Source organism: Caldibacillus sp. 210928-DFI.2.18 (genome assembly GCF_020554505.1).
Classification (GTDB): Bacteria; Bacillota; Bacilli; order Bacillales; family Caldibacillaceae; genus Caldifermentibacillus; species Caldifermentibacillus hisashii.
The window spans coordinates 25647-49161 of the sequence record NZ_JAJCHL010000012.1 but is presented as its reverse complement, the minus strand read 5'-3'; the positions used below and the strand labels follow the sequence as shown (position 1 = coordinate 49161).

Sequence of the window (23515 nt, the reverse complement as noted above, 5' to 3'; positions counted from 1 at the left end):
AAGATATTTCTACAAGTCTTAGTCAGTATTCGAAAAATTTAGAAGAATATGTTGATAACAAAACAGAAGTATTAAATAAAAGAGTTTATAAGCTTGAAGTTGAGATGGAGCGGATAAGCCAACAATAAAAAAGCCAATGAAGGCTTTATTTTTTTTGCTAATAAAGTGTAAAGTCAATTTCACAAATGCCTTTAGAAGCTTTAATTATTTTCATGCATCTTGGATAAAAATGCTTTAAGCCCCGAAATTAACCGGAGCTTAAAGAATTGAGAGTTATCTATAACCTAAAAATGATTTTGTTACCATGCAAAAACTTTTTTAATCCCAGGAGGTACAGGTGTTTCACCATAAATCTGTGCCTTTTCCAGAATTGTTGTACTATTGTCGGTGTGTTCAATCATGCATATTCAATCTTGTTCATCCCCAGAGGTCGGAGTTTTAATTTTTAGTAAGTCAATTTTTGATAGTACAGAAATCCTCATTGGAATTATAGGTAATGGAATTATTTTGTAAATAGCATTTTCCGTCTCTAGGATTAAACCACCATATTTGTAAATCTTTGCCAATTGTCCAGTTTGATTTGAGTGTTTTTTCTCCACCAGTTGGAAAATAATTACAGGCAAATTTTCCGTTTTTCTCAACACATGCTTGTTTATGTTCATCTATACTCGTTTCAACTCTTGAATTTACTCTGTTAAAAGATCTTGACAAGGAACACATTGACTTAAATCTCTTGATAGCAAAAAGAAGTTTAATCATACAAATGAACATCCCAACGATTGCCACAATATGGGTCAACTGGGTTAATTCCTTTAAATGCTGAATTTCCCATCATTTTTTCCACGATCGCATCGACTGTATATGTGTTGTCCGAGTATCCATTGATGAATGTAGATACGTACGGGACATCGATTAAATGATATGGATTTGCCAGGGAAACGAATACGGTCGGAATGTCTTTAGAGAACCATGGTGAATCGATGGCAATGAATGGATTGAAGTTAAGTCGCACTTGAGTACGATTGCTCTTCGTCCTTTCAACGGCTACGAATAGAGCTAAATCAAAATTCTCCTTCAAATCTTGTATCGATTGGTCTGCTTTTTCGAAACCGTAAGTTCGTACGTCTTGTACTTGAACAATAAATCCTTTTTTCTCTAAGCTTTCCTTGAAATACTGAATGATTTGTTCGTCTGCCGGTACTCCGAGTGGCATTAAATAAATTCGTTTATGCTTATCCTTTGTTATCGGAAGGATGTTTTCGTGGTCACGAACAAGTGTAACGCAGCGATCAGCAAGGTCTTTGGCAGCTTGGACATGCTCCTCACAGCCAACCACACCATCAACACTTGGTACTAATTCTTTCTTTTTATGGAGACCGAGGGATGCTTTTACACCAAGAATTCTTCTTACTGCATCTTCCAAACGTTCCTCACTGACAATGCCTTCCTTGAGGCTTTGTCTTAAAAATTGTAAATCTTCATCATAATTCCGATTAAATAAAATCATATCGCAGCCGGAAGCCAGTGCGAGCGGAATGGCATGTTCCCGTTTTACATCAGTTCCGAAGCCGACCATTGGTGTCGCATCAGTTGTAATCATGCCATTAAAACCTAATTCTTCTCTTAGCAAATCTTGCAACAACTCTGGTGATAATGTGGCCGACTTAATTTCTTTATCCGGCACACCTTTTGAGCGTGAATACGCGGGAAATGCAATATGGCCGACCATGACGGTATGTGCCCCGTCCTCTATTAAGGTCCGATAAATTTTTCCGTACGTGTCCATCCATTCCTCAACAGAAAGGGTATTATAGGTGACATGCAAATGCTGATCACGTTCGTCCACACCGTCCCCTGGAAAATGCTTAATACTGACAGCACCGCCGGACAGGTCGAATCCTTTTTTATAGGCACGAGCCATCTGTAAAACTCGTTCGGGGTCGGAACCGTATGTGCGCAAATTTGTAATCGGGTTCCGCCAGTTCATATCGATATCGACAATCGGTGCAAATTGAATCCGTCTTACATCTGGAGAAAGTAGAAATAGATGGGGAAGAAGTATATTTATTTAATTATACGATAGACGATTCGAAATTTACCTTTATCGAAGACAGTATTGTAATTACCCAACAGCCTTATGAATCATATATCCCGCTTCACATGCATGAATTTATTGAATTGAATTGAATTATGTATATCAAGGTCAATGTACAGTTGAGATTGATTCCAGACCTATTCATTTAAAAGAGGGCTCTTTTATAATGATTGATAAGAAGACTCCTCATTTAGTAAAAGAAACAACCAAAAATGACATAATAAAGAATATTACATTAAAGAGGGACTACCTTTCGCCGGCATTTTTAAGTCGATTATCCACTTAAAGTATCATTTCAAATTTTTTAGTTAATTCATTATTGGATAAACGTAAAAGTAACCGCTATTTACTGTTTAATACCGGACATAACCGGAAAATTGCGGATATTGTAAATCAAATTATGTGCGAATACTTCGATAAAGGTTTGTATGCGGATGAAATTATCAACTCGTATTTGATTATTTTATTTTCTGAACTGATTCGGAACAATGAAATAGTTGCGAAATATACGATTCAGTCTGAACAAAACAACGCTTCACTGATCGCCTTCCTGCAGTACATCGAGGAAAATTATAAGGACTGTACATTAACGAGTATGGCTGAACAATTTAATTTTCATCCGAATTATTTATCGAACTTGTTGAAAAAAGGGACGGGTAAATCGTTCAAAGATTTGTTGCAGCTGCAAAAAATTAATAAAGCAGCAATGATTTTGATGAACTCCGATTTACCTATCCCGGAAGTTGTAGAAGAAGTTGGTTATTCCAGTGTTACCTTTTTCTATAAAAAATTTAAAGAGATTTTCCATATGACTCCTTACGAATTCAGGAAAAAGAACAATTTTCAGTAGTCAGTTCAAAAGTAAGGGCGCCACTTCATCAGAGGAGGTTTCATCTGTAGAACAAATTTTGAAGTCGACCTTCATATTCCCGGGTGGTTGCCAACCCTTTTTAAAAAAAGACCGGTCCCTTTGAAAATTAAAGGAACCAGTCCCTGAAATTAGGGAGGAAATTAAATCACCCCTTGCGAAATCATCGCTTCAGCAACTTTTTTGAAGCCGGCGATGTTGGCACCGACCATTAAGTTACCGGGATGACCGTATTCAACACTAGCTTCCATGCTTGCTTGATATATATTGTGCATGATTTGTTGCAGTTTTTGATCAACTTCATCAAAAGTCCAAGACAAGCGCATGCTGTTTTGAGACATCTCTAAGGCGGAGACGGCAACCCCACCGGCATTGGCAGCTTTTGCCGGTCCATACAAGATACCATTATTTAAATAAACATTGATTGCTTCAATTGTGGATGGCATATTGGCACCTTCTGCAACAGCTTTCACACCATTGGTGACAAGCGTTTTTGCTGATTCTTCATCAATTTCATTTTGGGTCGCACAAGGAAGGGCAATATCACAAGGAATCGACCAGATTCCAGTACATCCATCATAGTATTCAGCATTCGGATGGAAATCAACATATTCTTTAATCCGTTTGCATTCTACCTCTTTCAAACGTTTTACCGTGTCAAGATTAATTCCATCCGGATCATACACATAGCCGTTGGAATCACTGCAGGCAACAACTTTTGCACCGAATTGCTGTGCTTTTTCAATGGCATAAATGGACACATTACCTGAACCGGAAACGACAACAGTTGAACCGTTAAAATCGAGTCCCTTTTCTCTTAACATTTCTTGAGTAAAATAGACAAGACCATAACCTGTTGCCTCTTTACGGACGATGCTTCCGCCAAATCCAAGGCTCTTGCCGGTTAGGACACCTGCTTCAAAAGCACCACGTAATTTTTTATATTGTCCAAATAAGAAGCCGATTTCTCTCGCCCCCACACCGATATCACCGGCAGGAACATCCACATCTGGTCCGATATAGCGATATAATTCAGACATAAAGCTTTGGCAAAAACGCATAATTTCAGCATCGGATTTTCCTTTAGGATCAAAATCCGAACCGCCTTTTCCACCGCCAATTGGTTGTCCGGTTAAAGCATTTTTAAATATTTGTTCGAAACCTAAAAACTTAATAATGCTCCCATTTACAGAAGGATGGAAACGTAACCCGCCTTTATAGGGACCGAGTGCACTGTTGAATTGAACACGAAATCCGCGATTCACTTGTACATTTCCTTGATCATCTACCCAAGGAACCCGGAAAGTAATCATTTTTTCAGGTTCAACAATTCGTTCCAAAATATTATGTTGTATATAAAGCGGTTCTTTAGCAAAAAGAGGAATAAGGGAATCAAATATTTCTTTTACGGCTTGTTGAAATTCAAATTCATAGGCATTTCGTTTTTTAACTGTTTCAAAAACATTGTTGACATATTCAGTCGCCACTTTTAATTCGTCATTGATTATTGATGTTGTACTCAAGTGAATCAGTCTCCTCGTTATATATTATGTGAATTCATTATTTCATGAGCGTTTTTTCATACAATTTGTCTGTCTGAAAATTTTGTGTATGGAAAAATTTTATAACTAGAGATTAATCTAATCAATATAAAAAATAGATAAAATTAATATGTAACTTAGATTGATTGTCATTTTTTGTTTAATTTATTTCTCGTTAGCGAATTTATATGAAGACTTTTACATAATATTGGCAGACAGCACATAGCATACATCAAATTAAAATTACTTTGACTTTTTACTGACTTATTTGTGTGATAATGTATAGAAGGAAAAGAAAGAGTACGGAATTGCATTAGGTTTTCAGGAGGTAGCACCGATGAAAATTATAGTCGTTGAAGATGAATATGCAATTAGACAAGTATGAAAGGCATCTTTCAAAAGGTAGATTATGAGGTAGTCCAAGCTTTGATGGCGATGAAGCCGTAGAGAAATTTCATAAATATTAGGTAAAGCCGTTTCAACATCTCTTTTTTCTTGAAAATAATCCTAAATTACATAAAGGGCCATCCAAAAGAAACGGGTTTGATTTACGAGTTAAGCCTTACTTTTGGAATAGCCCTTTTTTAATACCTATGAATCAAAAAATTACTTCTTGTTTTGTTTTTTATTTTTCTTCGGATTATCAGCTAAAAAAGCAGTTTCCTCTTCATGATCGTTACGAATTTGCTCAATACTTGAGTTTTGAATTCCTTTTTTTGCCATGATCCTCACCACCTTTATGTTTATTTTGGCAAATAGAACAAATATCATTCATCTATTACAGAATTGCAAGGGAAAAATGGTTCATTCTAAGTTATTGATATTATAGGAATTTTGACTCAATTTTAAATTTAATGTTGAAAACGCTTCCAAAAATAGTTATTATTAGTACTGTATATTCTAAAAATTAAAATAGTAGAGGAGGTTTTAATTTGAAAACATTGCAGAAACTATTCATTCCAGCAGTGTTCTTATTTTCTGTTTTTGCCGTTTCCTTATCTATTCAGCCGGAACAACAAGTCCGTGCGGAAACGAGTGGAAATGATTATCCGATTGTCCTCGTTCACGGTTTAGGAGGGTGGGGAAAAGGTGAATTTTTAGGTTATCGGTACTGGGGAGGATTGAAAGATATTGAGTTTTATTTAAACCAAACCGGTCATAGAACGTATGTAGCAACAGTTGGTCCGGTTTCAAGTAACTGGGACCGTGCAGTAGAACTCTATTATTATATTAAAGGCGGTACGGTTGATTATGGTGCTGCTCACGCAAAGGAACACGGTCATGCTCGATTTGGACGAACATATCCGGGAATATACGGCCAATGGGATGAAACGAATAAAATTCATCTGATTGGTCACAGTATGGGTGGACAAACATCTAGAATGTTAGTAGAATTGCTGAAAAGTGGTAGTCAAAAGGAACAAGAATATTACAGTCAACATCCTGAAGAAGGAATCTCTCCTTTATTTACAGGTGGAAAAAATTGGGTTCACAGTGTAACGAGCCTGGCAACTCCGCATAATGGTTCAACTTTTGCAGATCAAGAACAAATCGTTTCCTTTATTAAAGATTTCATTATTCATCTAGCAAGTGCAGCCGGGCAGAAACAAGAAAGTTTAATCTATGATTTTAAATTAGACCAATGGGGATTAAAACGTCAACCGGGTGAATCTTTTCATGCATATATGAATCGTGTAATGACAAGTCCGATTTGGCAAAGTAACGATATTAGTGCCTATGACTTAACTACCTTTGGGGCTCAAGAATTGAATCAATGGATGAAAACGTATCCGGATGTTTATTATTTGTCTTACACAGGAAACGCTTCTTATCGCGGGGTTGTTACCGGAAACTATTATCCAATCGGAACAATGCATCCATTGTTTACACTGATTAGTATGCAAATGGGCTCATATACCAGACAAAGCCCGGCACCTGTCATTGATCGCAGCTGGTTACCAAATGATGGAATTGTAAATGTGGTATCTGCAAAATATCCGTTTGGTCATCCAAATAGCCCATATGACGGTGCGATAAAACAAGGTGTTTGGAATTCATTCCCTGTAATGGAAGGCTGGGACCATATGGATTTTATTAATTTTATTGGATCCAATACACCCGGTTATTTTTCCATTTACGGATATTATCATGATGTAGCAAATCGAGTACATTCGTTACCTAAATAATACACTGGAATTGGAAGCAGACACCCAAGAATGTTATTATTGGTCAACATTCTTGGGTGTCTATTAGTTAGTAAGGGAGATTAGTGATTTATTTTTAATCTATTGCTATGCTTGTTAAAAGTAAATCAACTTGATTTGAAAAATTCTCGAGCAATTATTAATTATTGCGTGATCGGAAGTGTATCGTTTGCTACAAACTAGTTTTATTTATTCAACGTGAGAAAAAATTTACCTATTTTGTAATAAAAATGGTAAATCTTAGGGTAAAAACCTTTTGACAATTTTACTTTTGATTGATGAAATACTACTGATAATCAAAATTTTTTCATATTTTTAATTCAATTTTATGCTATGATAAAAAAGGTGATGATGTCTTAGGATATTAAAAAAACCTAGAGAATAGTTACTATTTGATTTAACGTAAACCTTTTAAGTTAAAAAATAAATATTTATGAAAGCGGTAACCTAATAATTAAATATCCTACATGCAATGATTATTTGAATAAGCAGGTAATCCATTTTCGCATATTAAGACTAAGAAAAGCACGCGTCGTAATGGGCTGGACAGCAAAACGAATTCAAGCACTTTTGCACGAGTTCAGATTTAGCTGAAGTAGCGGAATTGATAAGGACCGAAAAATTATAGGAAGACAATAATACAAAAGAATGGATTATAAAATGTAAACACACATAAAAATGAGAACTGTTACCGCTTCAAAAACAGTTCTCATTTTTCCTTAATTAACCGTGAGAGCCCTTAAATCCTCATTCTTATATGAGTTTGCATGGTTTACTTGGCTCAAAAGATACCGTTTTACAACCTCTTTCCTAATTATGAAAATTTACATGTAATTTTACGAGATTCACTTAGCTCAAGAGTGGCTACACTTAAACCCTCTTTCTTATATGAAAGTTTGCATGTAATAGGGTCCAATTCTCCGGAAATTCCGGACCAAGTACCCAATAACTTATCCCGCGAAGATTGTATTCCTTTACAGTGTCATATTTTGCTTGTATACTTCTGGCATCTTCAAACCAGACTTCATGTTGTTGACCCGATTCGTCTGTGTAGCGGAAGAACGGAGATTGATAGGTTTCATGATATTGAATCGGAACGCCATATTTTGCTGCAAGATTGACGGCTTCTCTTGGACCGACTGTTCTTGCATAAGTTCCTTGAACCCACGGGATTTTCCAGTCACGGCCATAGAGCGGGACACCCATAAGAATTTTGTTGCGAGGAATGGCAGTTACCGCATAATCGAGTACTCTTCTAACTTGATTTATCGGGGCAATAGCCCAAGGTCTCCCACCGGCCCAACCCCATTCATACGTCATGAGTATAACAAAATCAACCAGTTCACCATGGGCAGCGTAATCATGTGCTTCATATAACAATCCCGGTTGATCAGCACTAATTTTCGGTGCCAGCGCTGTGGAGACCGTGAATCCTTCCGGGTGTAGACGGGCAACCATCCGACGAAGGAAATTATTATAATTTTCCCGATCTTCCGGATACACATATTCAAAATCAATGTTTAAGCCTGTATATCCTTTGCTTCTCAACGTTTGTAAAATATTTGTGATTAAAGTATTTTGGAGATCGGGATTTCTTAAAATGAGCGCTGCCCGGTCGGAGCTAAACCTTCTGCCGACAAAATTAGTAAGGACAAGAAGTGGAGCAACATTGTTATTTCGAGCTACACGAATAATCGGTTCATCATTTAATGTGGAAATTTGACCATTCTCCATTACCCCGTGACTAAAAGGACTAATATAAGTAAAACTTGGTGTTAAAGGTGCAACAAGATTGGCTCCTGCTTCATTCATCGTTGTTACATAAGCATTGACTTCAATCGTAGGTTTTGGAACCTCAGGAATTCTTAATCTTTGTCCGCTAAAAATAAGTGCTGCATTTTGGATATTATTCGCTTGGACAATTGCGGCAACTGTTGTTCCGTAACGACTTGCAATCGAATACAATGTTTCACCCGGTTGAACCGTGTGATAGGTGACCGGTATCGTTAACACTTGCCCGACATAGATTCTTGATGGGTCTGTTAATCGGTTTGCCTCAACTAGACTCTGTAATGCGACCCCAAAACGGTTAGCAATTGACCAAAGCGTATCACCGGACTGTACGACATATTGTTGATATGGCGGAGGAATGACCAATGCTTCACCAATGACCAACTGATTCGGGTTCGAGAGTCCATTTGCTGCCACGATTTGATTAACCGTTGTCCCGTACATTTGTGCAATGCGCCAAAGATTATCTCCGCTTCGAACAACATGTATCTTCATTACTGTCACCTCACAAAAGAACTTTCTTATTACCATATTCTTCATTTTGATGTTTTGCGACAAGAAAATGGGCAGAATGAATGTTGTCTTGGCCACCGGTATTTCGGGAAAATTTCCAAACAATTGTATAATACTGTTCTATAAATAAAACATTGATGTATCTTATACAAATTTTATCCCCATTATTTTAAGTAAAAGTTATAAATCAAAGTGGATTTCACTTCATCAGACAGACTTTTATGTTCCCGCTCCCGATGAATTACAAGGCGAAGAAATTTGTTCGTAGGCTCGTCCACCTCGTTTAGCTTCTATATGCCCGCTCCCCGTAAATTATAAGGCGGTTATTGTTTCAAATGAAAAAAACTCTATTTTTGTGTTTTTAAAAGTATATTAGAAGACTAGTTATGTATTTTCCACAAATTCTATATTATAATAAAAATCAACTCTTAATCTGAAAGACAATCATTAATAAGACAGGTGAAGCTGAATGATTAGAAAACTGACAGTCCAAGACCATAAAACAGTTATGGATTTTTTAAGTGAAGAACCGTCCATCAATTTATTTATTATTGGGGATATCGAGGCATTTGGATATGAGACGGATTTCCAAGAATTATGGGGAGAATTTCATGAAGATGGCAAACTTAATGCTGTTCTTTTACGATATTTCGAATCATTCATCCCTTATGCAAAAGGTGAATTTGACGTTCAAGGGTTTGCCGATCTTATTTGTAACTACTCAGCAACACCGATCATGTCCGGGAAAGCTTCTATTGTTGAGCAATTTGAACATGTGAAAGGGATTGAATTGGGTCCGAAGAAGGCCACCTTTTTTGCGGAGTGCCGGGAACTCACTCCCATTAATCATACTGAATATAATATAAAGATTGCTACAATCGATGATGTTGATCGAATTTTAAATCTGCGGATGCAAATTGATGAGTTTTCTTTAAGCAAAGAGGGGAGAAAAATGATTGTCCAAGATATCGAAAACGGGACCGGACGAACTTATTTTATTGAGGATAATAACGAGATCATTGCCTGTGCCTCAACTGCAGCGGAAAATTCTGTCTCTGCGATGATTGTCGGTGTTTGTACTCATAAAAATTTCCGCAATAACGGACTGGCAACAGCAATCATGCAAAAATTAATCGGGGATGTACTTGCTGAAGGTCGAATCCTTTGCTTGTTTTATGATAACCCTGCGGCGGGCAGAATTTACAAACGTCTCGGATTTCAGGATATCGGCAAATGGACAATGTATCGAAAAAAACAAGACCACCATAAAAAATAAATAACCCGTTTTTCCCGGATTGATGCGAATTAATAAGTTGCATCATACTAAAAAGAAGAATTAAAGGCGCTTGCTTATAAGAGGATTAGGGCTGACCTCAAAAAGGTAGTATTTAATAACTTTTACGGTCAGCCCCCTATTTTTTAAAATCCTCTTTTTATATCCGGTTATTTTTATATACATCGATAAATTCTTGAGCAATGGTACGGAATGATTCAGCTGCCATTAATTGGTCTTCTGCATGGACTAATAAAAGTGTAATAGTTGTTTTATTTCCTGAAGCTTCTTTTTGAATTAACTCTGCATGTGATTTGTGCCCTTTCTGAAACATTTCTACTCCCTTTTCCATGAGTGTTTCGGCTTGTTCAAAATCTCCTTTTTTTGCAAATTGAATTGCCTCGATATAACTGGATTTTGCGCTTCCAACAAAAGAAATAATATTGAAGCATGTAAGTTCTAAGTCTTCCATTTAATCACCTAATTCCTTTTTTGCTGTTTCTAACACTTTTTCCCATTTACCATTCCATATGCACTCATATCGATAACTCTTACAGGACAATTCAGTTTTGATTGGATTCTTTTTTCTTCAAAACGAACTTGTGGTCCAAGAAGGACAATATCGGCATCTTTTGCACGTTCTTCAGCTTCATTTACTGGATAAGCTTCAATTGTACAATGATAATTTATTTCTTCTGCGGCTTTCCTCATTTTATTTACTAATAAGCTAGTTGACATTCCGGCATTACACAATAAAACAATTTTTCTCATAGTGACAGATCCTCCCCATTTGTTTCGATAACTTTTTTGTACCAATAAAATGATAATTTTTTCTTTCTTTCAAGTGTTCCATTTCCAACATTATCTTTGTCGACATAAATAAAGCCATAACAATCCAGATGACCCGGGCAACCCAAATAATCCGGGCCAACCAAGCAACCCAAATAATTCAAGTCAACCGGGTGAACCGAGCAATGGAGACAAACTACCTAGTCCATCAACTCAAATATTTAATCAATTGTTATTAGGTGGTACGTTAATATGTTCCGGTAGCTTTTTATACTTCAGGAGAAAAAGAAAAGCTTTAAAGAATTAACAAAACACGTTTCCATTTGAGTAGACTGGCTTTTCTAATTCGTAAAATAACGCAAGCGGAGTTTTCTTCGCTTGCGTTGTTTATCTCATTACGACTTTAGTCAGTTTCGCTCGCGATAACGTGCGAAACAATAAACCACCTGCTATGCAGGTGCGCGACGATGGTTATACCAAAAAACCCCACTATTATCTATAATAGAGATTGTTCAAGCATTTAATTTATAGAAAGGATAGACGAAAAATAATTTACAATCAATATAGAAAAAGTATTGGTGAAATATTGAGGACACTTTGCCAATATAAAGCAGTAGAAATTATTGAAGGACATCTCATGCCTGATCATGTACACATGTTAGTGAGTATTCCACCAAAGATATCTGTATCAAGTTTTATGGGCTATTTAAAGGGAAAAAGTGCACTCATGATTTTTGACAAACATGCAAATTTAAAATATAAGTTCGGGAACCGACATTTTTGGGCTGAAGGATACTATGCTAGTACCGTCGATCTTAACGAAGAAACAATAAAATATATACGTGAACAAGAAATGATATAGCACTTGATAAATTAAGCGTAAAAGAATATGAGGACTCTTTTAAGGGTAGTAAGTAATACAAACATTCCTTTAAGGGGTATGCAAAAGAGGCAAAGGCAATGAGGCTTGAATGCTAAATGAAAGCTAGCGCCTTGAGACGCCGGCCGGTAGTTTAGGCTTATAGCCTTTCTGCAAACCACCCTTTGGAAGGGTGGTTATTATTGGCATTATCTTTGCTGTTATCGGTGCTAGTTTAACTGAAATGGTCGGTGCCTGATGGATGAGGAAGAAAGTATAGATGACAATCGCAGTTTCAGTGTGATACTTTTTTTGTTCTCTTTTTAAAGAATAAGAAACCAACATGCAGGGCAGCCGAAATCACGCCATCACCAACTACTATGTTAATGTTTATTTTCATTTCACTTATATCCAGATGCCGATGCAGCTACTAGGACCACTAACTACCATGAAAAAGATTTATTTTCATGGTTACCGGTATTCATTGTTTTATGATGGATATAAGTAAACGATTTTTATTTTCATACAAAAGTATAAATACGGGTGAAAAACTTTAGATTCGTTTAATTGTCAAGCTCCGGTGTCCCAGCAGTTCTTTATTGTCCCAAAATATTTTTTGCTTAAAGTAGTAAGACACAGTATAATATTTTTATTAAGAGAAAGAAATGGAGCAGATTAAATGGTCCAATCAATCAATACAAAAGTCGATTTAGTTATTGATGCAACCTCGCATTTGGGACTTCCGGAGTATGGTAAGATCATGATCGGAGACAAGGGATTTGAATTCTACAATGATCGTGATGCCCGTAAGTTTATTCAAATTCCTTGGGAAGAAGTTGATTACGTGATCGCTTCCGTCATGTTCAAAGGGAAATGGATCCCACGTTACGCGATCCAAACGAAGCGAAATGGAACGTTTTCATTTTCCTCAAAAGAACCGAAAAAAGTATTGCGGGCAATTCGTGAATACGTTGACCCGAATCAAATGGTCCAATCATTAAGTTTCTTTGATGTTGTTAAACGCGGTCTAAAGAGTAAATTTAAAAAGTAATTGTTTTACATGGCAAGACAGGTTAGAAGAATTTTTGTTTTAAACGTGAAAGGATATACTCCTAGCAAAGATAAAAATTTGACAGGGAGGAAAACGGAAAATATTTTTCCTCTTGAAAGAAGAATATTTGGTGTGCTATAATTTTTATGGAAGCTCATTAAAGTGATACATTGAACATTTAAAAAGAATCTATTTGTTGCAAAGGCTGTTTACCGTTCCTTTATTTACAGTGTTTGCAAAAAACAATTGAATACTTTAGCTATTATATTTTACGTGTTACTGATTCGATCAGGCATGAGTGAATAGTTTTGATTGAAATGAAAATTATGGGCATTCTATAAACATAACTTCATTTTAATCGGCTTTTTACTCATGCTTTTTTGTTTTTAGTTGAAACTGTAATCGCTTTAGATGAGCTGAAAAGATACAGCTAAAAAAGTACTTTGGTAGATTTTACCATGTCCTTTTACTGTACCAATAATCATAGAGGAGGTAAGAAGATGGTAGGAATTATCATTGCTAGTCACGGTGATTTCGCCAATGGTATCTTGCAATCCGGAGAGATGATCTTTGGAAAACAAGAAAATGTAAAAGCAGTTACATTGATGCCAAGCGAAGGACCTGATGATGTAAAAGCAAAAATGAAAGAAGCAATCGCCTCTTTCGACAACCAAGACGAAATATTATTTTTAGTCGATCTTTGGGGTGGAACCCCTTTCAACCAGGCCAATAGCTTGTTTGAAGAACACAAAGACAAATGGGCAATTGTTGCTGGTATGAACTTGCCAATGTTGATTGAAGTTTTTGCATCACGTTTATCCATGAACTCAGCACGTGAAATTGCTGCACATATTTTGGACACAGCTAAAGAAGGGGTTAAAGTAAGACCTGAAGAATTAGAACCGGCAACACCATCTGCTGCATCTGCTCGTCGACCATCGAATGCAGGTGCCCCTGGTAAATTTGAATACGTGTTGGCACGAATTGACACTCGTTTACTTCACGGACAAGTAGCAACTACTTGGACAAGAACAACACAACCTACTCGTATCATCGTTGTATCTGATGCGGTAGCAAAGGATGAGCTTCGTAAGAAATTAATCAAACAGGCTGCTCCACCGGGAGTCAAGGCACACGTTGTTCCTGTCAAGAAAATGATCGAACTTGCAAAAGATGATCAACATTTCGGCGGCCAGCGCGCAATGCTTCTTTTTGAAAACCCGCAAGATGTGCTTAGAGCGGTTGAAGGTGGCGTTCCATTAAAGACAATTAATGTTGGTTCGATGGCACACTCACCTGGTAAAGTTCAACCGAATAAGGTGTTAGCCTTTAGCCAAGATGATATTGATACTTTCAATAAGTTAAAAGAACTTGGTTTGAAATTCGATGTACGTAAAGTTCCGAACGATACAAAAGGCGACATGGATGCAATTCTCAAGAAGGCTCAAGAGGAGTTAAACAAGAAAAAATAATCCTGATTATTAGAAGAAAAGGGAGGATTAATAATATGGATCTGAATATTATTCAAATAATATTAGTCTTTATCGTAGCGTTTTTAGCCGGTATGGAAGGAATTTTGGATGAATTCCACTTCCACCAACCAATCATTGCCTGTACGCTAATCGGCTTAGTAACAGGAAACTTAGTACCATGTCTTATCTTAGGCGGTACCCTTCAAATGATCGCTTTAGGCTGGGCAAACATCGGAGCTGCCGTAGCACCGGATGCTGCATTAGCCTCAGTCGCATCTGCAATTATTTTAGTTTTAGGTGGACAAGGTCGAGAAGGTGTATCTTCTGCAATTGCGATTGCCGTTCCGCTTGCCGTTGCAGGTTTATTATTGACAATCATTGTCCGTACGATTGCAACAGCGTTCGTCCACTTTATGGATGCTGCAGCTAAAGAGGGGAACTTCAGAAAGGTTGAATTTTGGCATATCATTGCTATCTGTATGCAAGGATTGCGGATTGCAATTCCAGCTATATTAATTGTGGCTGTTGGTGCAGGTCCGGTTAGAAGTATGCTTGAAGCAATGCCAACTTGGTTGACAGATGGTTTGGCCATCGGTGGGGGAATGGTTGTAGCCGTTGGTTATGCAATGGTTATTAACATGATGGCAACAAAAGAAGTCTGGCCATTTTTTGCCATTGGTTTTGTATTAGCAACTGTTTCAGATATTACACTTATCGGTCTTGGTGCTATCGGTGTTGCTCTTGCACTAATCTATATTGCTCTTTCTAAACAAGGCGGTTCAGGTAATGGAGGAAACGGTAATTTTGGTGATCCATTAGGCGACATTATTGATAATTACTAAGAAGGAGGCGGACATAGAAATGGCAGAACAAATAAAATTATCTAAAAAAGATCGTATTTCTATTTGGTGGCGTTCAACTTTCATTCAAGGTTCTTGGAACTATGAACGTATGCAAAACGGTGGTTGGGCATTTACAATGATTCCAGCCATCAAAAAATTATATAAAACAAAAGAAGATCGTGCAGCTGCACTACAACGTCATTTGGAGTTCTTTAACACTCACCCGTACGTAGCTTCACCTATAATAGGTGTTACTTTAGCACTTGAAGAAGAACGTGCAAATGGCGCCCCTGTTGATGATGTAGCCATTCAAGGGGTTAAAGTCGGGATGATGGGACCTTTAGCAGGTATTGGAGATCCGGTTTTCTGGTTCACGGTAAAACCAATCCTTGGTGCATTAGCAGCTTCTCTTGCAATGACCGGAAACATACTTGGACCAATTCTTTACTTTGTTCTTTGGAACGTTATTCGTATGCTGTTTATGTGGTATACGCAAGAATTTGGTTATAAAGCCGGTTCAAGAATTACTGACGACTTATCTGGCGGATTGCTGCAAGATATTACAAAAGGTGCATCGATCCTCGGTATGTTCATCCTTGGTTCATTAGTTAACCGATGGGTATCTGTACAATTCACGCCAGTAGTATCTGAAGTAAAACTTGACAAAGGCGCTTATATTGATTGGGATAAATTACCTTCTGGAGCGGAAGGAATTAGAACTGCTTTGGAACAGCAAGCTGCAGGTCTTTCATTGAGTGATGTGAAAGTAACAACTTTACAAGACAACTTAGATAGCTTAATTCCTGGTTTAGCCGGTTTGCTGTTAACACTTCTTTGCATGTGGTTACTTAAGAAGAAAGTTTCTCCAATTGTTATGATTCTAGGATTGTTCGTGGTTGGTATCGTCTTCCACTTAATCCACTTAATGTAATAGTTATAAGACGAATTCAAACAAAGCATAAAGCATCTCCTTATATGATAGGACTATCATTATAAGGAGGTGCTTTTTCTATGCCTAAGCGCCTCGTATCATTCCCTACCGATAAAAACTTCTGTAACAAATTAAGTTAAACTTGCACGATCAAATACCAAAATTAATAAGTACATCATCCCAACGGTCAATTTTTTGTCCTATTCCAAAACAATTATATGTAATTTTAGGTTTTAACTATTTTAGTATGGTGCAAGACGTAAAAGTGAATTGCAGATCTGATAGGCAAGGTGGAGCAGGGATGTGACGACGCCTTTCAAAACACTTAATTGGCATTTTACGAGGTCACTGAAAAAGCGGTAAATAATTATAAAATTACTTGCTAAACAGCATATTTAGACGTGTTTTTGTGGTTTATACTAATTTATACTGTGTAAGTGAACTTATTCGAATTGTTTTTCAGTGGCGTCGCATTTTACCTTGCTTTTGGCAATTTCCCTCAGGGGGGGTTCCGGAAAATTCAATAAAAAATTTGACAAAAGATGGTACCTATTTCTTTTAATGATTCAGAAACAACAGGATAAACTAATCAAAGCTGCCTTTCCAAAAATGTTTGGAAGATAGTGGAAGCATTTATTAGTAAATTGACATAAAATATCGTTTCTGAGAGGTTATTAATGATGAGAAATGGGTGGAAGATTTTTACTCAAGATATAAAAAGTATTTGTACAAATTGGGTTGCTGCAATCATTATCGCCGGGCTAATCATATTACCTTCTCTTTATGCTTGGTTCAATATTAAAGCATCCTGGGATCCGTATGGACAAACCGGTCAAATTCCAATTGGTGTTGTCAATGAAGATAAAGGGGCAGAAGTTCGCGGGAAAAAAATTGAAGTAGGCGATGAGCTAGTCCAGACATTAAAAGACAATAAAAAAATGGGTTGGCGCTTTGTTAATCGCGAAAAAGCAATGGAAAAACTGAAGTATGGTGATTATTATGCTGTCATTGTTATACCGGAAAATTTTTCAAAACGGTTGGCAACAGTAATAAGCAAAAAACCGCAAAAAGCAGAAATAGATTACTATGTGAATGAGAAAATAAATGCGATTGCTCCAAAAATTACAGAGAAAGGTGCCAGTGTGATTGTTCAACAAATAAGTAGTAATTTTATTTCTCTTGTAAATAAGACCATTTTCGATATTTTTAACGAATTAGGAATTGAATTGCAAAAAAACTTACCTGATATTAAAAAATTTGAAAGTTATCTCTTTACAATTGAAAGTAATTTACCGGAGATTTACCAACTTTTAAATAATACAACAAATGATGCCAACCGAGCCAGTCAATTGATAACAAAAGCCAAAACCATTTTGCCGCAAGTAAAGGAAGCAACAAATAAAAGTCTACGAACTATAGATGATACTTCACAATTTATTGACCAAGCCGAAGCAAGATTAGATGAAATGAAACCTATAATCGAGCAAAATATCGCTAAAATCATGAAATTGCATGATAAAACGAATGAATTAATACAAAATATTGATTTATCAACAATACCGACAGATAAGGAGCAATCGTTGAGTCGAACGATCATAGAGAAAAATGAATCCATTGGCCAAGCAATTGAAACGATTGAAACCACATTAAATAACCTAAAAGACCTGAACCAAACAGAACTACCTGAATTAAATGAGGCATTATCTTCTTTGGATAATGTAAAAGGGAATTACCAAGTACTTAAAAATCAAGCAGAGCAATTAGATACATTGATTCGAGACCATCAAAATGAAATAGATAAATTTTTTAAAGCAATGAAAGGAAATGCAGAGTCAATAAAAGGTCATGTAGAAGCGTTTGCTAAAGATTACCGAGATGTACTGGAACCATTCATAACGAAGACGGTAGGGGATGTGAAATCAACATTAACGGAAGCACGAAATATATTAACTGAGATCCAATCAACATTACCGGAAGTACAGGGTGTACTTAATCGAACGGATAAAAACCTCTCGGAAGGGCGAGAAATGCTCACCTATGTTACAAATCAATTTCCGTTTATTAACGATAAAGTGATACATCTAGCTGATAAATTACGAAAAATAAAAGGTGAAACAGATATTAATGAAATTATTGATCTCCTTCAACATGACCCGGAATCAGAAAAAAATTTTTTTGCTGAACCTGTTAAATTAAAAGAAAATAGTGTCTTTTCTATTCCAAATTATGGAACGGGAATGACTCCATTTTATACAGTACTTGCAATTTGGGTCGGTGGGTTATTATTAATCTCGCTTATATCCACAGATATTCATCATACAGAAGGATTTAAAACAAAAGATATATATATCGGTCGTTTATTAACGTTTTTAAGTATTGGATTTCTTCAGTCAATAATTGTGACATTAGGAGATATATTTATACTACATGTGAAACTTGTTGAACCTTTTTGGTTTGTTTTATTTGGGGTTTTTTGTAGTGTTATTTTTATAACGATTGTGTATACTTTAGTTTCCGTTTTTGGCGATGTCGGGAAAGCCTTAGCAATTATTATGTTAGTACTTCAAATTGCAGGATCGGGAGGAACCTATCCAGTCGTGTTATTACCTGAGTTTTTCCAAAAAATAAACCCGTTCTTGCCCTTCACATATGCAATTGATATTATGCGTGAGGCAACGGGTGGTATACTATGGAGAAGAGTTGGAATTGATCTTCTTTATCTTCTAATTTTTGGATTGTTTGCCTTCATTTTTGGTGGTTATCTAAAAAATCTTATTAATGAAAAGACAAAAAGTTTAAGAAGAAAGGCAAAAGAGTCGGGTATCTTTCATTAAGGTGGAGAATGAAAAGCTGATTAGCTTCAAAAAGTTTCGTCCGGACAAACAAATAAAAACCATGCACTAAATTTGGAAAATCGAATTTTTGGGTGCTAATCAACAATAAATTATAAGCGGAGAAATAATTTATAAGTAAAAAATTATGCAAAATATTATGTAGGTCAAACGTACCGAGTTTTATTGTTTCTTTTTCTCTGTTTTTACTATTGGTCCTTGGATGGGGCATGTTCGGAGGTTGCAAATTATGAAACGAAAAAATATGGCATTTATATTAAGTTTATTTGCTGCGATAACGGTTCAGAAGAATGTTCGAGATACACAGAAAGCAAGAGAAAGAGAATAATTTGATCGTTGACCTTAGTCCTAAATCTGGAAAAATTTGGAACTAATGCAACGAAAAAGTGAGAACATTAACATGAAGTAATGAATTGATTTATGTGATTGTGGGATCACACTTAATTCTAAGTTCTGCAATATCTGCAAGAAGGGAAACTTTGTTTTATGAGTTTCCCGTTTTTTCATTCTTTTGTTGTGACTGCGTTGATTATGCACATAGGGTCTTTTTCTAAAGAATAGTCATTCAACTTCTTCAATAAACACCACATTGATTTGAAGTGGGTCAGATTCACGCACTTCTCCGTCATACCCGACTTTAACTTTATCCCCGACATGAAAAGTGGTTTCACTATTCTTTGAAAGATCCACATGTACTCTGCTTCCGGATTTAGTGATTTCCCCTTCGTCAATATGAACAAGAGCAGTTTGATCATATATTTCAGTAATAGTTCCTGTAAATGTGGATGTAACGTCACTCGTTATTGGTTTATTGTCAGTATTATTACATGCAATGAGCAGAATGATTAAAAAGCTTGAAAATAAAATCCAAATTTTCCTGATCAAAATACATCCCCCTCCATCTCGGAATTTTTATTACTTACGTTTCATACCTTAGAAAATCAATAAAATTGACGAAACCCGTTCTTGTCACCATTTTAAGGCAAAAACTCCATAAAACTCCATTTTTGACGACAGACTTATTCTCGTCGCAAATTTTAAGCGAGCATCCCCCTTTTTTTGTTTATGAAACGTCAACGCTTCTTTCGGATGCAAAACTCAAGATTATTTAACAATTTTTCCTTTCCTTTACCTGTTCATCATTTATTAGTCCAATACGTTCGTAAATTGGGATTTATAATAGTTCCTTGTTTTTCTTATAGGAACGCTTTAAAGAGATATAACTAGATAAAAACCATATTACACTAACACCTATTAATAAACTCAAAATTTCAAACCATTCGTCGAGATTCTTGGGGGAGTTTGTGAAAATCAAATAGCATATCATAAAAATAACAACAAACCCAATTGTTCTAATGAATATAACTCTTAACTCTTTTCTGTAAGCACTCTCCGTTGTGATGTCTGCATATTCAATACCTGATATTATATATCTTCCTGAAACATAAAAGAGAAAGATGGCAATGGCTGCCAATAAGACAGTTTCTACGTCTAGATTAAAATACTTGTTGCAGATAATCATAACAATAAGGGATAAGAAAAGAATTATTGCACCCTCCGAGAAAAAATATAACATCTTTTTTTCCTTATATTCATCATTTGGTAATAAGAAGGATATCCAAGATTTCATTAAGTATCGACCTCCCAAAATAATTCATCTAAAGTTTTATTGAGTTCCTTGGCTATTGCAATACACAATTTTAGACTAGGATTATATTCGCCCTTTTCAATAAGACCAATAGTTTGTCTAGTTACACCAATTTTTTTTGCTAATTGTTCTTGGGTTATAGAGGCTTTAATCCTTGCTATTTTCACATTATTCTTCATTTCCCACCCTACTCAATGTTAAATATAGTTTGCATATGCAAACTATATATTACATTGGATACAGAAAGAAGTCAAATTATTTTCAAACATGGATTCAGATAGTAAATTTATCTGAGAAAATGTAAAAGGGGGGGGTATCTCCAAGTTCTACATACGAAAGTCAGAATATCTATATCGATCAAAATATTTCCATCTGATAAGCCAAAAACCAGATTAATTAGGCTCATAGCAGCCGGAATGAAAAAAGATAACAAAAAATAAGAAACAAAGTAACATATAACATATCTTACTAGGGGCAATACAATAACACTTTGTCGTTTATTTCATTCACCTAGATGAGTGCTGACGATTTTAAAAATTGGACCCCATTCTTCCTTAAACTGGCACGATTCCGGTGATGCGTAGTTCTACAAAAAAATATCATATATTTTCGGTTAAGGTCTATTCTTTAAAAGGCCGTTGCTTCTTAACTTCTCGTAAAGGAATTGTTGCCTGCAGGGACTCCATATTTTCAATAAAGTGTAACCCTTGAATAATTGGTTTGGTTATGTTATTATTTCTTCAATTCAATAGGATTTCCTTCGGGGTCGGGTGTAATTCCCAACCGACGGTGATGAGGCATGCCTCTTAGCCCGTGACCCGGATTCATAGATCATATGAAAACGGTGGATTTGGTGAAATTCCAAAGCCGACAGTAAAAGTCTGGATGGGAGAAGGAAAAACAAATTGTTCAAAAATGCTGTTTTTTGACGTTTATTTGTTAATGCTTTTTTTCTCCCTTGCCAAAATAGGTAAGGGAGATTTGTTTGTTTGGAGAGATTTTTTGAAAGGGGGAGCATTTTTTTTAAATGAATGATTATGAATATATGAACCTTGCTCTTTCGCTAGCACGCGCTACTTTAGGTCAAACCAGTCCAAATCCGAGTGTTGGTGCAGTGTTAGTGAAGGATGGCAAGTTGGTGGGGACGGGTGTACATTTGAAAGCTGGGACTCCTCATGCAGAAGTTCATGCAATCAATGAAGCTGGGATCTCTGCTGAGGGAGCCATTATGTATGTTACACTTGAGCCGTGTAGCCACCAAGGAAAAACACCTCCATGTACTGACCTTATTATTAAAACTGGTATTCGAAAGATCTTTGTAGCAACTCTAGATCCAAATCCCCTTGTTGCAGGCAAAGGTGTTGAAAAGTTAACCAGGGCAGGCATTGAGGTAGAGGTCGGGTTATGCAAAGAAGAAGCGAAACAGCTCAATGAAAAGTTTTTTCATTTTATCCAAACAAACACTCCATTCGTAACAATTAAAGCAGGCATTTCATTAGACGGAAAAATAGCAGCAAAATCTGGAGATAGTAAATGGATTACTTCTCCTGAGTCACGACAAGATGGACATCATCTTCGTCATGAACATGATGGAATATTAGTAGGAATTAACACCATCTTACAAGATAACCCTCTTTTAACCACCAGAAGACCCCGAGGTGGAATAAATCCCATTCGAATTGTATTAGACACGAAATTAAAAATTCCAACGTCGGCAAATGTCGTGCAAGATCGCTCTGCGAGAACCATCATTTTTACAGGAAATCAGATTGATTTAGAAAAGAAGAAAGAACTTGAAAGGTTTGGTGTAACTATTATTTCCCAAGATAGACCTGTTCTATCACTGCAGCAAGTACTGAAGACGTTAGGAGAGCAGAAGATGATGTCCGTTCTTGTAGAAGGCGGATCAGAAATTCATGCTTCTTTCATCAAGGAAAACGCTTTTCAACAAATCATTACATATGTTGCTCCAAAAATTATTGGCGGAAGAGATGCTTTTCCTTTTGTCGGTGGGGTTGGTTCGGAGCTTGTGAAGTTAGGAAAACACCTCCACTTTACAGAGATTAAACAGCTCGGTCCAGATATCAAAATTACAGCCAAACCTCTTAATCAGGAGGAGACAGAGAAATGTTTACCGGAATCATTGAAGAATTAGGGACCATTCAAAGGGTAAAGTCCCGAGGAAACACACTTGTCCTGAATATTCAGGCAAAGAAGGTCTTAGAAGATCTAAAGCTTGGAGATAGTATCTCAGTTAATGGTGTTTGTTTAACCGTAACGGAGCTTACCCATGATTCATTTTTCCTGGATGTTATGCCTGAAACCTTTCACAGCACTTCTTTATCTAACCTGCAACAAGGTTCACTAGTTAATCTAGAAAGGGCCATGAGTTCCAATGGACGTTTTGGAGGTCACTTTGTTACGGGCCATGTTGACACAGTTGGACAAATTGTCAAAAGAGAACGAAAAGAAAATGCTGTATATTTTGACATTCAGTTTCCTTATGAATACAGCCATCTACCTCTTTATAAAGGCTCTATTGCACTTGATGGCACTTCCTTAACTATATTTGGGACATCCAATAATCAATTGACCGTGTCCATTATCCCTCATACCGCAAAGGAAAGTGTCCTGGGTACGAAAAAGGTTGGGGATAAGGTGAACATCGAATTCGATTTGATCGGCAAGTATGTATATTCCTTTATGGAAAGGAAAGACCCACACAATTATAAAGATAAGATTTCAATTGATTTTCTAAAAGAAAACGGATTTATGTAAATAGGTGG

21 protein-coding genes, 3 pseudogenes and 1 riboswitch are annotated in these 23515 nt (G+C 36.4%); of the genes and pseudogenes, 13 read left to right on the top strand and 11 right to left on the bottom strand.

Features of this window, described 5'->3' with window-relative positions:
• Nucleotides 1-453: 453 nt before the first annotated feature.
• Together LIZ98_RS04700 and LIZ98_RS04695 are read right to left on the bottom strand one after the other, a co-directional pair.
• Nucleotides 454-759, bottom strand: coding sequence for a putative collagen-binding domain-containing protein (locus LIZ98_RS04700; protein ID WP_227202959.1), 306 nt, complete (start codon nt 757-759; stop codon nt 454-456).
• Nucleotides 752-2017 carry a glycoside hydrolase family 3 protein gene (locus LIZ98_RS04695; RefSeq protein ID WP_227139075.1) on the bottom strand — a complete coding sequence of 422 codons (1266 nt, stop codon included), beginning with the start codon at nt 2015-2017 and terminating at the stop codon, nt 752-754. The genes LIZ98_RS04700 and LIZ98_RS04695 overlap by 8 nt, the downstream gene beginning before the upstream one ends.
• 166 nt (nt 2018-2183) lie before the next feature.
• On the opposite strand from LIZ98_RS04695, the gene LIZ98_RS04690 reads away from it, so the two are divergent.
• Nucleotides 2184-2381 carry a cupin domain-containing protein gene (locus LIZ98_RS04690; protein ID WP_227139054.1) on the top strand — a complete coding sequence of 66 codons (198 nt, stop codon included), beginning with the start codon at nt 2184-2186 and terminating at the stop codon, nt 2379-2381.
• Between the two features lie 33 nt (nt 2382-2414).
• A complete protein-coding gene (locus LIZ98_RS04685) occupies nt 2415-2945 on the top strand; it encodes a helix-turn-helix domain-containing protein (protein WP_227139055.1) in 531 nt (176 codons plus the stop codon).
• A 161-nt stretch (nt 2946-3106) separates the two neighbouring features.
• Here the strand turns inward: LIZ98_RS04685 and gdhA are convergent, their stop codons facing one another.
• On the bottom strand, nt 3107-4486 hold the full coding sequence (gene gdhA / locus LIZ98_RS04680) for an NADP-specific glutamate dehydrogenase (RefSeq protein ID WP_255602007.1): 1380 nt from the start codon (nt 4484-4486) through the stop codon (nt 3107-3109).
• A gap of 624 nt (nt 4487-5110) precedes the next feature.
• A complete protein-coding gene (locus LIZ98_RS04675) occupies nt 5111-5227 on the bottom strand; it encodes a hypothetical protein (protein WP_034771741.1) in 117 nt (38 codons plus the stop codon).
• Between the two features lie 218 nt (nt 5228-5445).
• On the opposite strand from LIZ98_RS04675, the gene LIZ98_RS04670 reads away from it, so the two are divergent.
• On the top strand, nt 5446-6690 hold the full coding sequence (locus tag LIZ98_RS04670; RefSeq protein ID WP_375293567.1) for an esterase/lipase family protein: 1245 nt from the start codon (nt 5446-5448) through the stop codon (nt 6688-6690).
• Between the two features lie 888 nt (nt 6691-7578).
• On the opposite strand, the gene LIZ98_RS04665 is transcribed toward LIZ98_RS04670, so the two are convergent.
• Nucleotides 7579-8994 carry a glycoside hydrolase family 18 protein gene (locus LIZ98_RS04665; protein ID WP_227139076.1) on the bottom strand — a complete coding sequence of 472 codons (1416 nt, stop codon included), beginning with the start codon at nt 8992-8994 and terminating at the stop codon, nt 7579-7581.
• A gap of 487 nt (nt 8995-9481) precedes the next feature.
• Between LIZ98_RS04665 and LIZ98_RS04660 the strand changes: the two genes are divergently transcribed.
• Nucleotides 9482-10288, top strand: coding sequence for a GNAT family N-acetyltransferase (locus LIZ98_RS04660; RefSeq protein ID WP_227139056.1), 807 nt, complete (start codon nt 9482-9484; stop codon nt 10286-10288).
• A gap of 157 nt (nt 10289-10445) precedes the next feature.
• Here the strand turns inward: LIZ98_RS04660 and LIZ98_RS04655 are convergent, their stop codons facing one another.
• The 3 genes and pseudogenes from LIZ98_RS04655 to LIZ98_RS04645 all read right to left on the bottom strand — a co-directional run.
• On the bottom strand, nt 10446-10757 hold the full coding sequence (locus tag LIZ98_RS04655; protein ID WP_041847661.1) for a PTS sugar transporter subunit IIA: 312 nt from the start codon (nt 10755-10757) through the stop codon (nt 10446-10448).
• A 29-nt stretch (nt 10758-10786) separates the two neighbouring features.
• Nucleotides 10787-11056: a PTS sugar transporter subunit IIB gene (locus tag LIZ98_RS04650; protein WP_152641312.1), complete on the bottom strand. Its 270-nt coding sequence runs from the start codon at nt 11054-11056 to the stop codon at nt 10787-10789.
• Nucleotides 11053-11175: pseudogene (locus tag LIZ98_RS04645) on the bottom strand (family 1 glycosylhydrolase); the annotation flags it as partial. The pseudogene LIZ98_RS04645 and the gene LIZ98_RS04650, both read right to left, overlap by 4 nt.
• Nucleotides 11176-11582: 407 nt before the next feature.
• On the opposite strand from LIZ98_RS04645, the pseudogene tnpA reads away from it, so the two are divergent.
• From tnpA to LIZ98_RS18260, 7 genes and pseudogenes are all read left to right on the top strand, one after another.
• Nucleotides 11583-11992, top strand: a pseudogene (gene tnpA / locus LIZ98_RS04640) (IS200/IS605 family transposase).
• Nucleotides 11993-12612: 620 nt separating this feature from the next.
• Nucleotides 12613-12984: a DUF956 family protein gene (locus LIZ98_RS04635; RefSeq protein WP_034771736.1), complete on the top strand. Its 372-nt coding sequence runs from the start codon at nt 12613-12615 to the stop codon at nt 12982-12984.
• Between the two features lie 500 nt (nt 12985-13484).
• Entirely contained in the window at nt 13485-14456 is a 972-nt protein-coding gene (locus tag LIZ98_RS04630; protein ID WP_041847658.1) for a mannose/fructose/sorbose PTS transporter subunit IIA, read from the top strand.
• 35 nt (nt 14457-14491) lie between these two features.
• On the top strand, nt 14492-15298 hold the full coding sequence (locus tag LIZ98_RS04625; protein WP_227139057.1) for a PTS mannose/fructose/sorbose transporter subunit IIC: 807 nt from the start codon (nt 14492-14494) through the stop codon (nt 15296-15298).
• Nucleotides 15299-15317: 19 nt separating this feature from the next.
• On the top strand, nt 15318-16229 hold the full coding sequence (locus LIZ98_RS04620) for a PTS system mannose/fructose/sorbose family transporter subunit IID (protein WP_227090581.1): 912 nt from the start codon (nt 15318-15320) through the stop codon (nt 16227-16229).
• 680 nt (nt 16230-16909) lie between these two features.
• Nucleotides 16910-19063, top strand: a complete 2154-nt coding sequence (locus LIZ98_RS04615; RefSeq protein WP_227139058.1) for a YhgE/Pip domain-containing protein — start codon at nt 16910-16912, stop codon at nt 19061-19063.
• A 262-nt stretch (nt 19064-19325) separates the two neighbouring features.
• Nucleotides 19326-19409 (top strand): annotated as a pseudogene (locus LIZ98_RS18260) (inner membrane protein YiaA); the annotation flags it as partial.
• Nucleotides 19410-19642: 233 nt separating this feature from the next.
• On the opposite strand, the gene LIZ98_RS04610 reads toward LIZ98_RS18260, so the two are convergent.
• From LIZ98_RS04610 to LIZ98_RS04600, 3 genes are all read right to left on the bottom strand, one after another.
• Complete coding sequence (locus tag LIZ98_RS04610) at nt 19643-19966, bottom strand: DUF3221 domain-containing protein (protein ID WP_227139059.1); 324 nt, start codon at nt 19964-19966, stop codon at nt 19643-19645.
• A gap of 289 nt (nt 19967-20255) precedes the next feature.
• Entirely contained in the window at nt 20256-20711 is a 456-nt protein-coding gene (locus LIZ98_RS04605; protein ID WP_095142548.1) for a DUF3278 domain-containing protein, read from the bottom strand.
• On the bottom strand, nt 20711-20908 hold the full coding sequence (locus tag LIZ98_RS04600; RefSeq protein WP_034771709.1) for a helix-turn-helix transcriptional regulator: 198 nt from the start codon (nt 20906-20908) through the stop codon (nt 20711-20713). The genes LIZ98_RS04605 and LIZ98_RS04600 overlap by 1 nt, the downstream gene beginning before the upstream one ends.
• Nucleotides 20909-21481: 573 nt before the next feature.
• Nucleotides 21482-21630, top strand: a riboswitch (FMN riboswitch).
• Nucleotides 21631-21756: 126 nt separating this feature from the next.
• On the opposite strand from LIZ98_RS04600, the gene ribD reads away from it, so the two are divergent.
• Both ribD and ribE read left to right on the top strand, forming a co-directional pair.
• A complete protein-coding gene (gene ribD, locus LIZ98_RS04595; protein ID WP_227139060.1) occupies nt 21757-22884 on the top strand; it encodes a bifunctional diaminohydroxyphosphoribosylaminopyrimidine deaminase/5-amino-6-(5-phosphoribosylamino)uracil reductase RibD in 1128 nt (375 codons plus the stop codon).
• Nucleotides 22857-23507, top strand: coding sequence for a riboflavin synthase (gene ribE, locus LIZ98_RS04590; protein ID WP_216406620.1), 651 nt, complete (start codon nt 22857-22859; stop codon nt 23505-23507). Before ribD ends, ribE begins: the two co-directional genes overlap by 28 nt.
• Nucleotides 23508-23515: the final 8 nt, after the last annotated feature.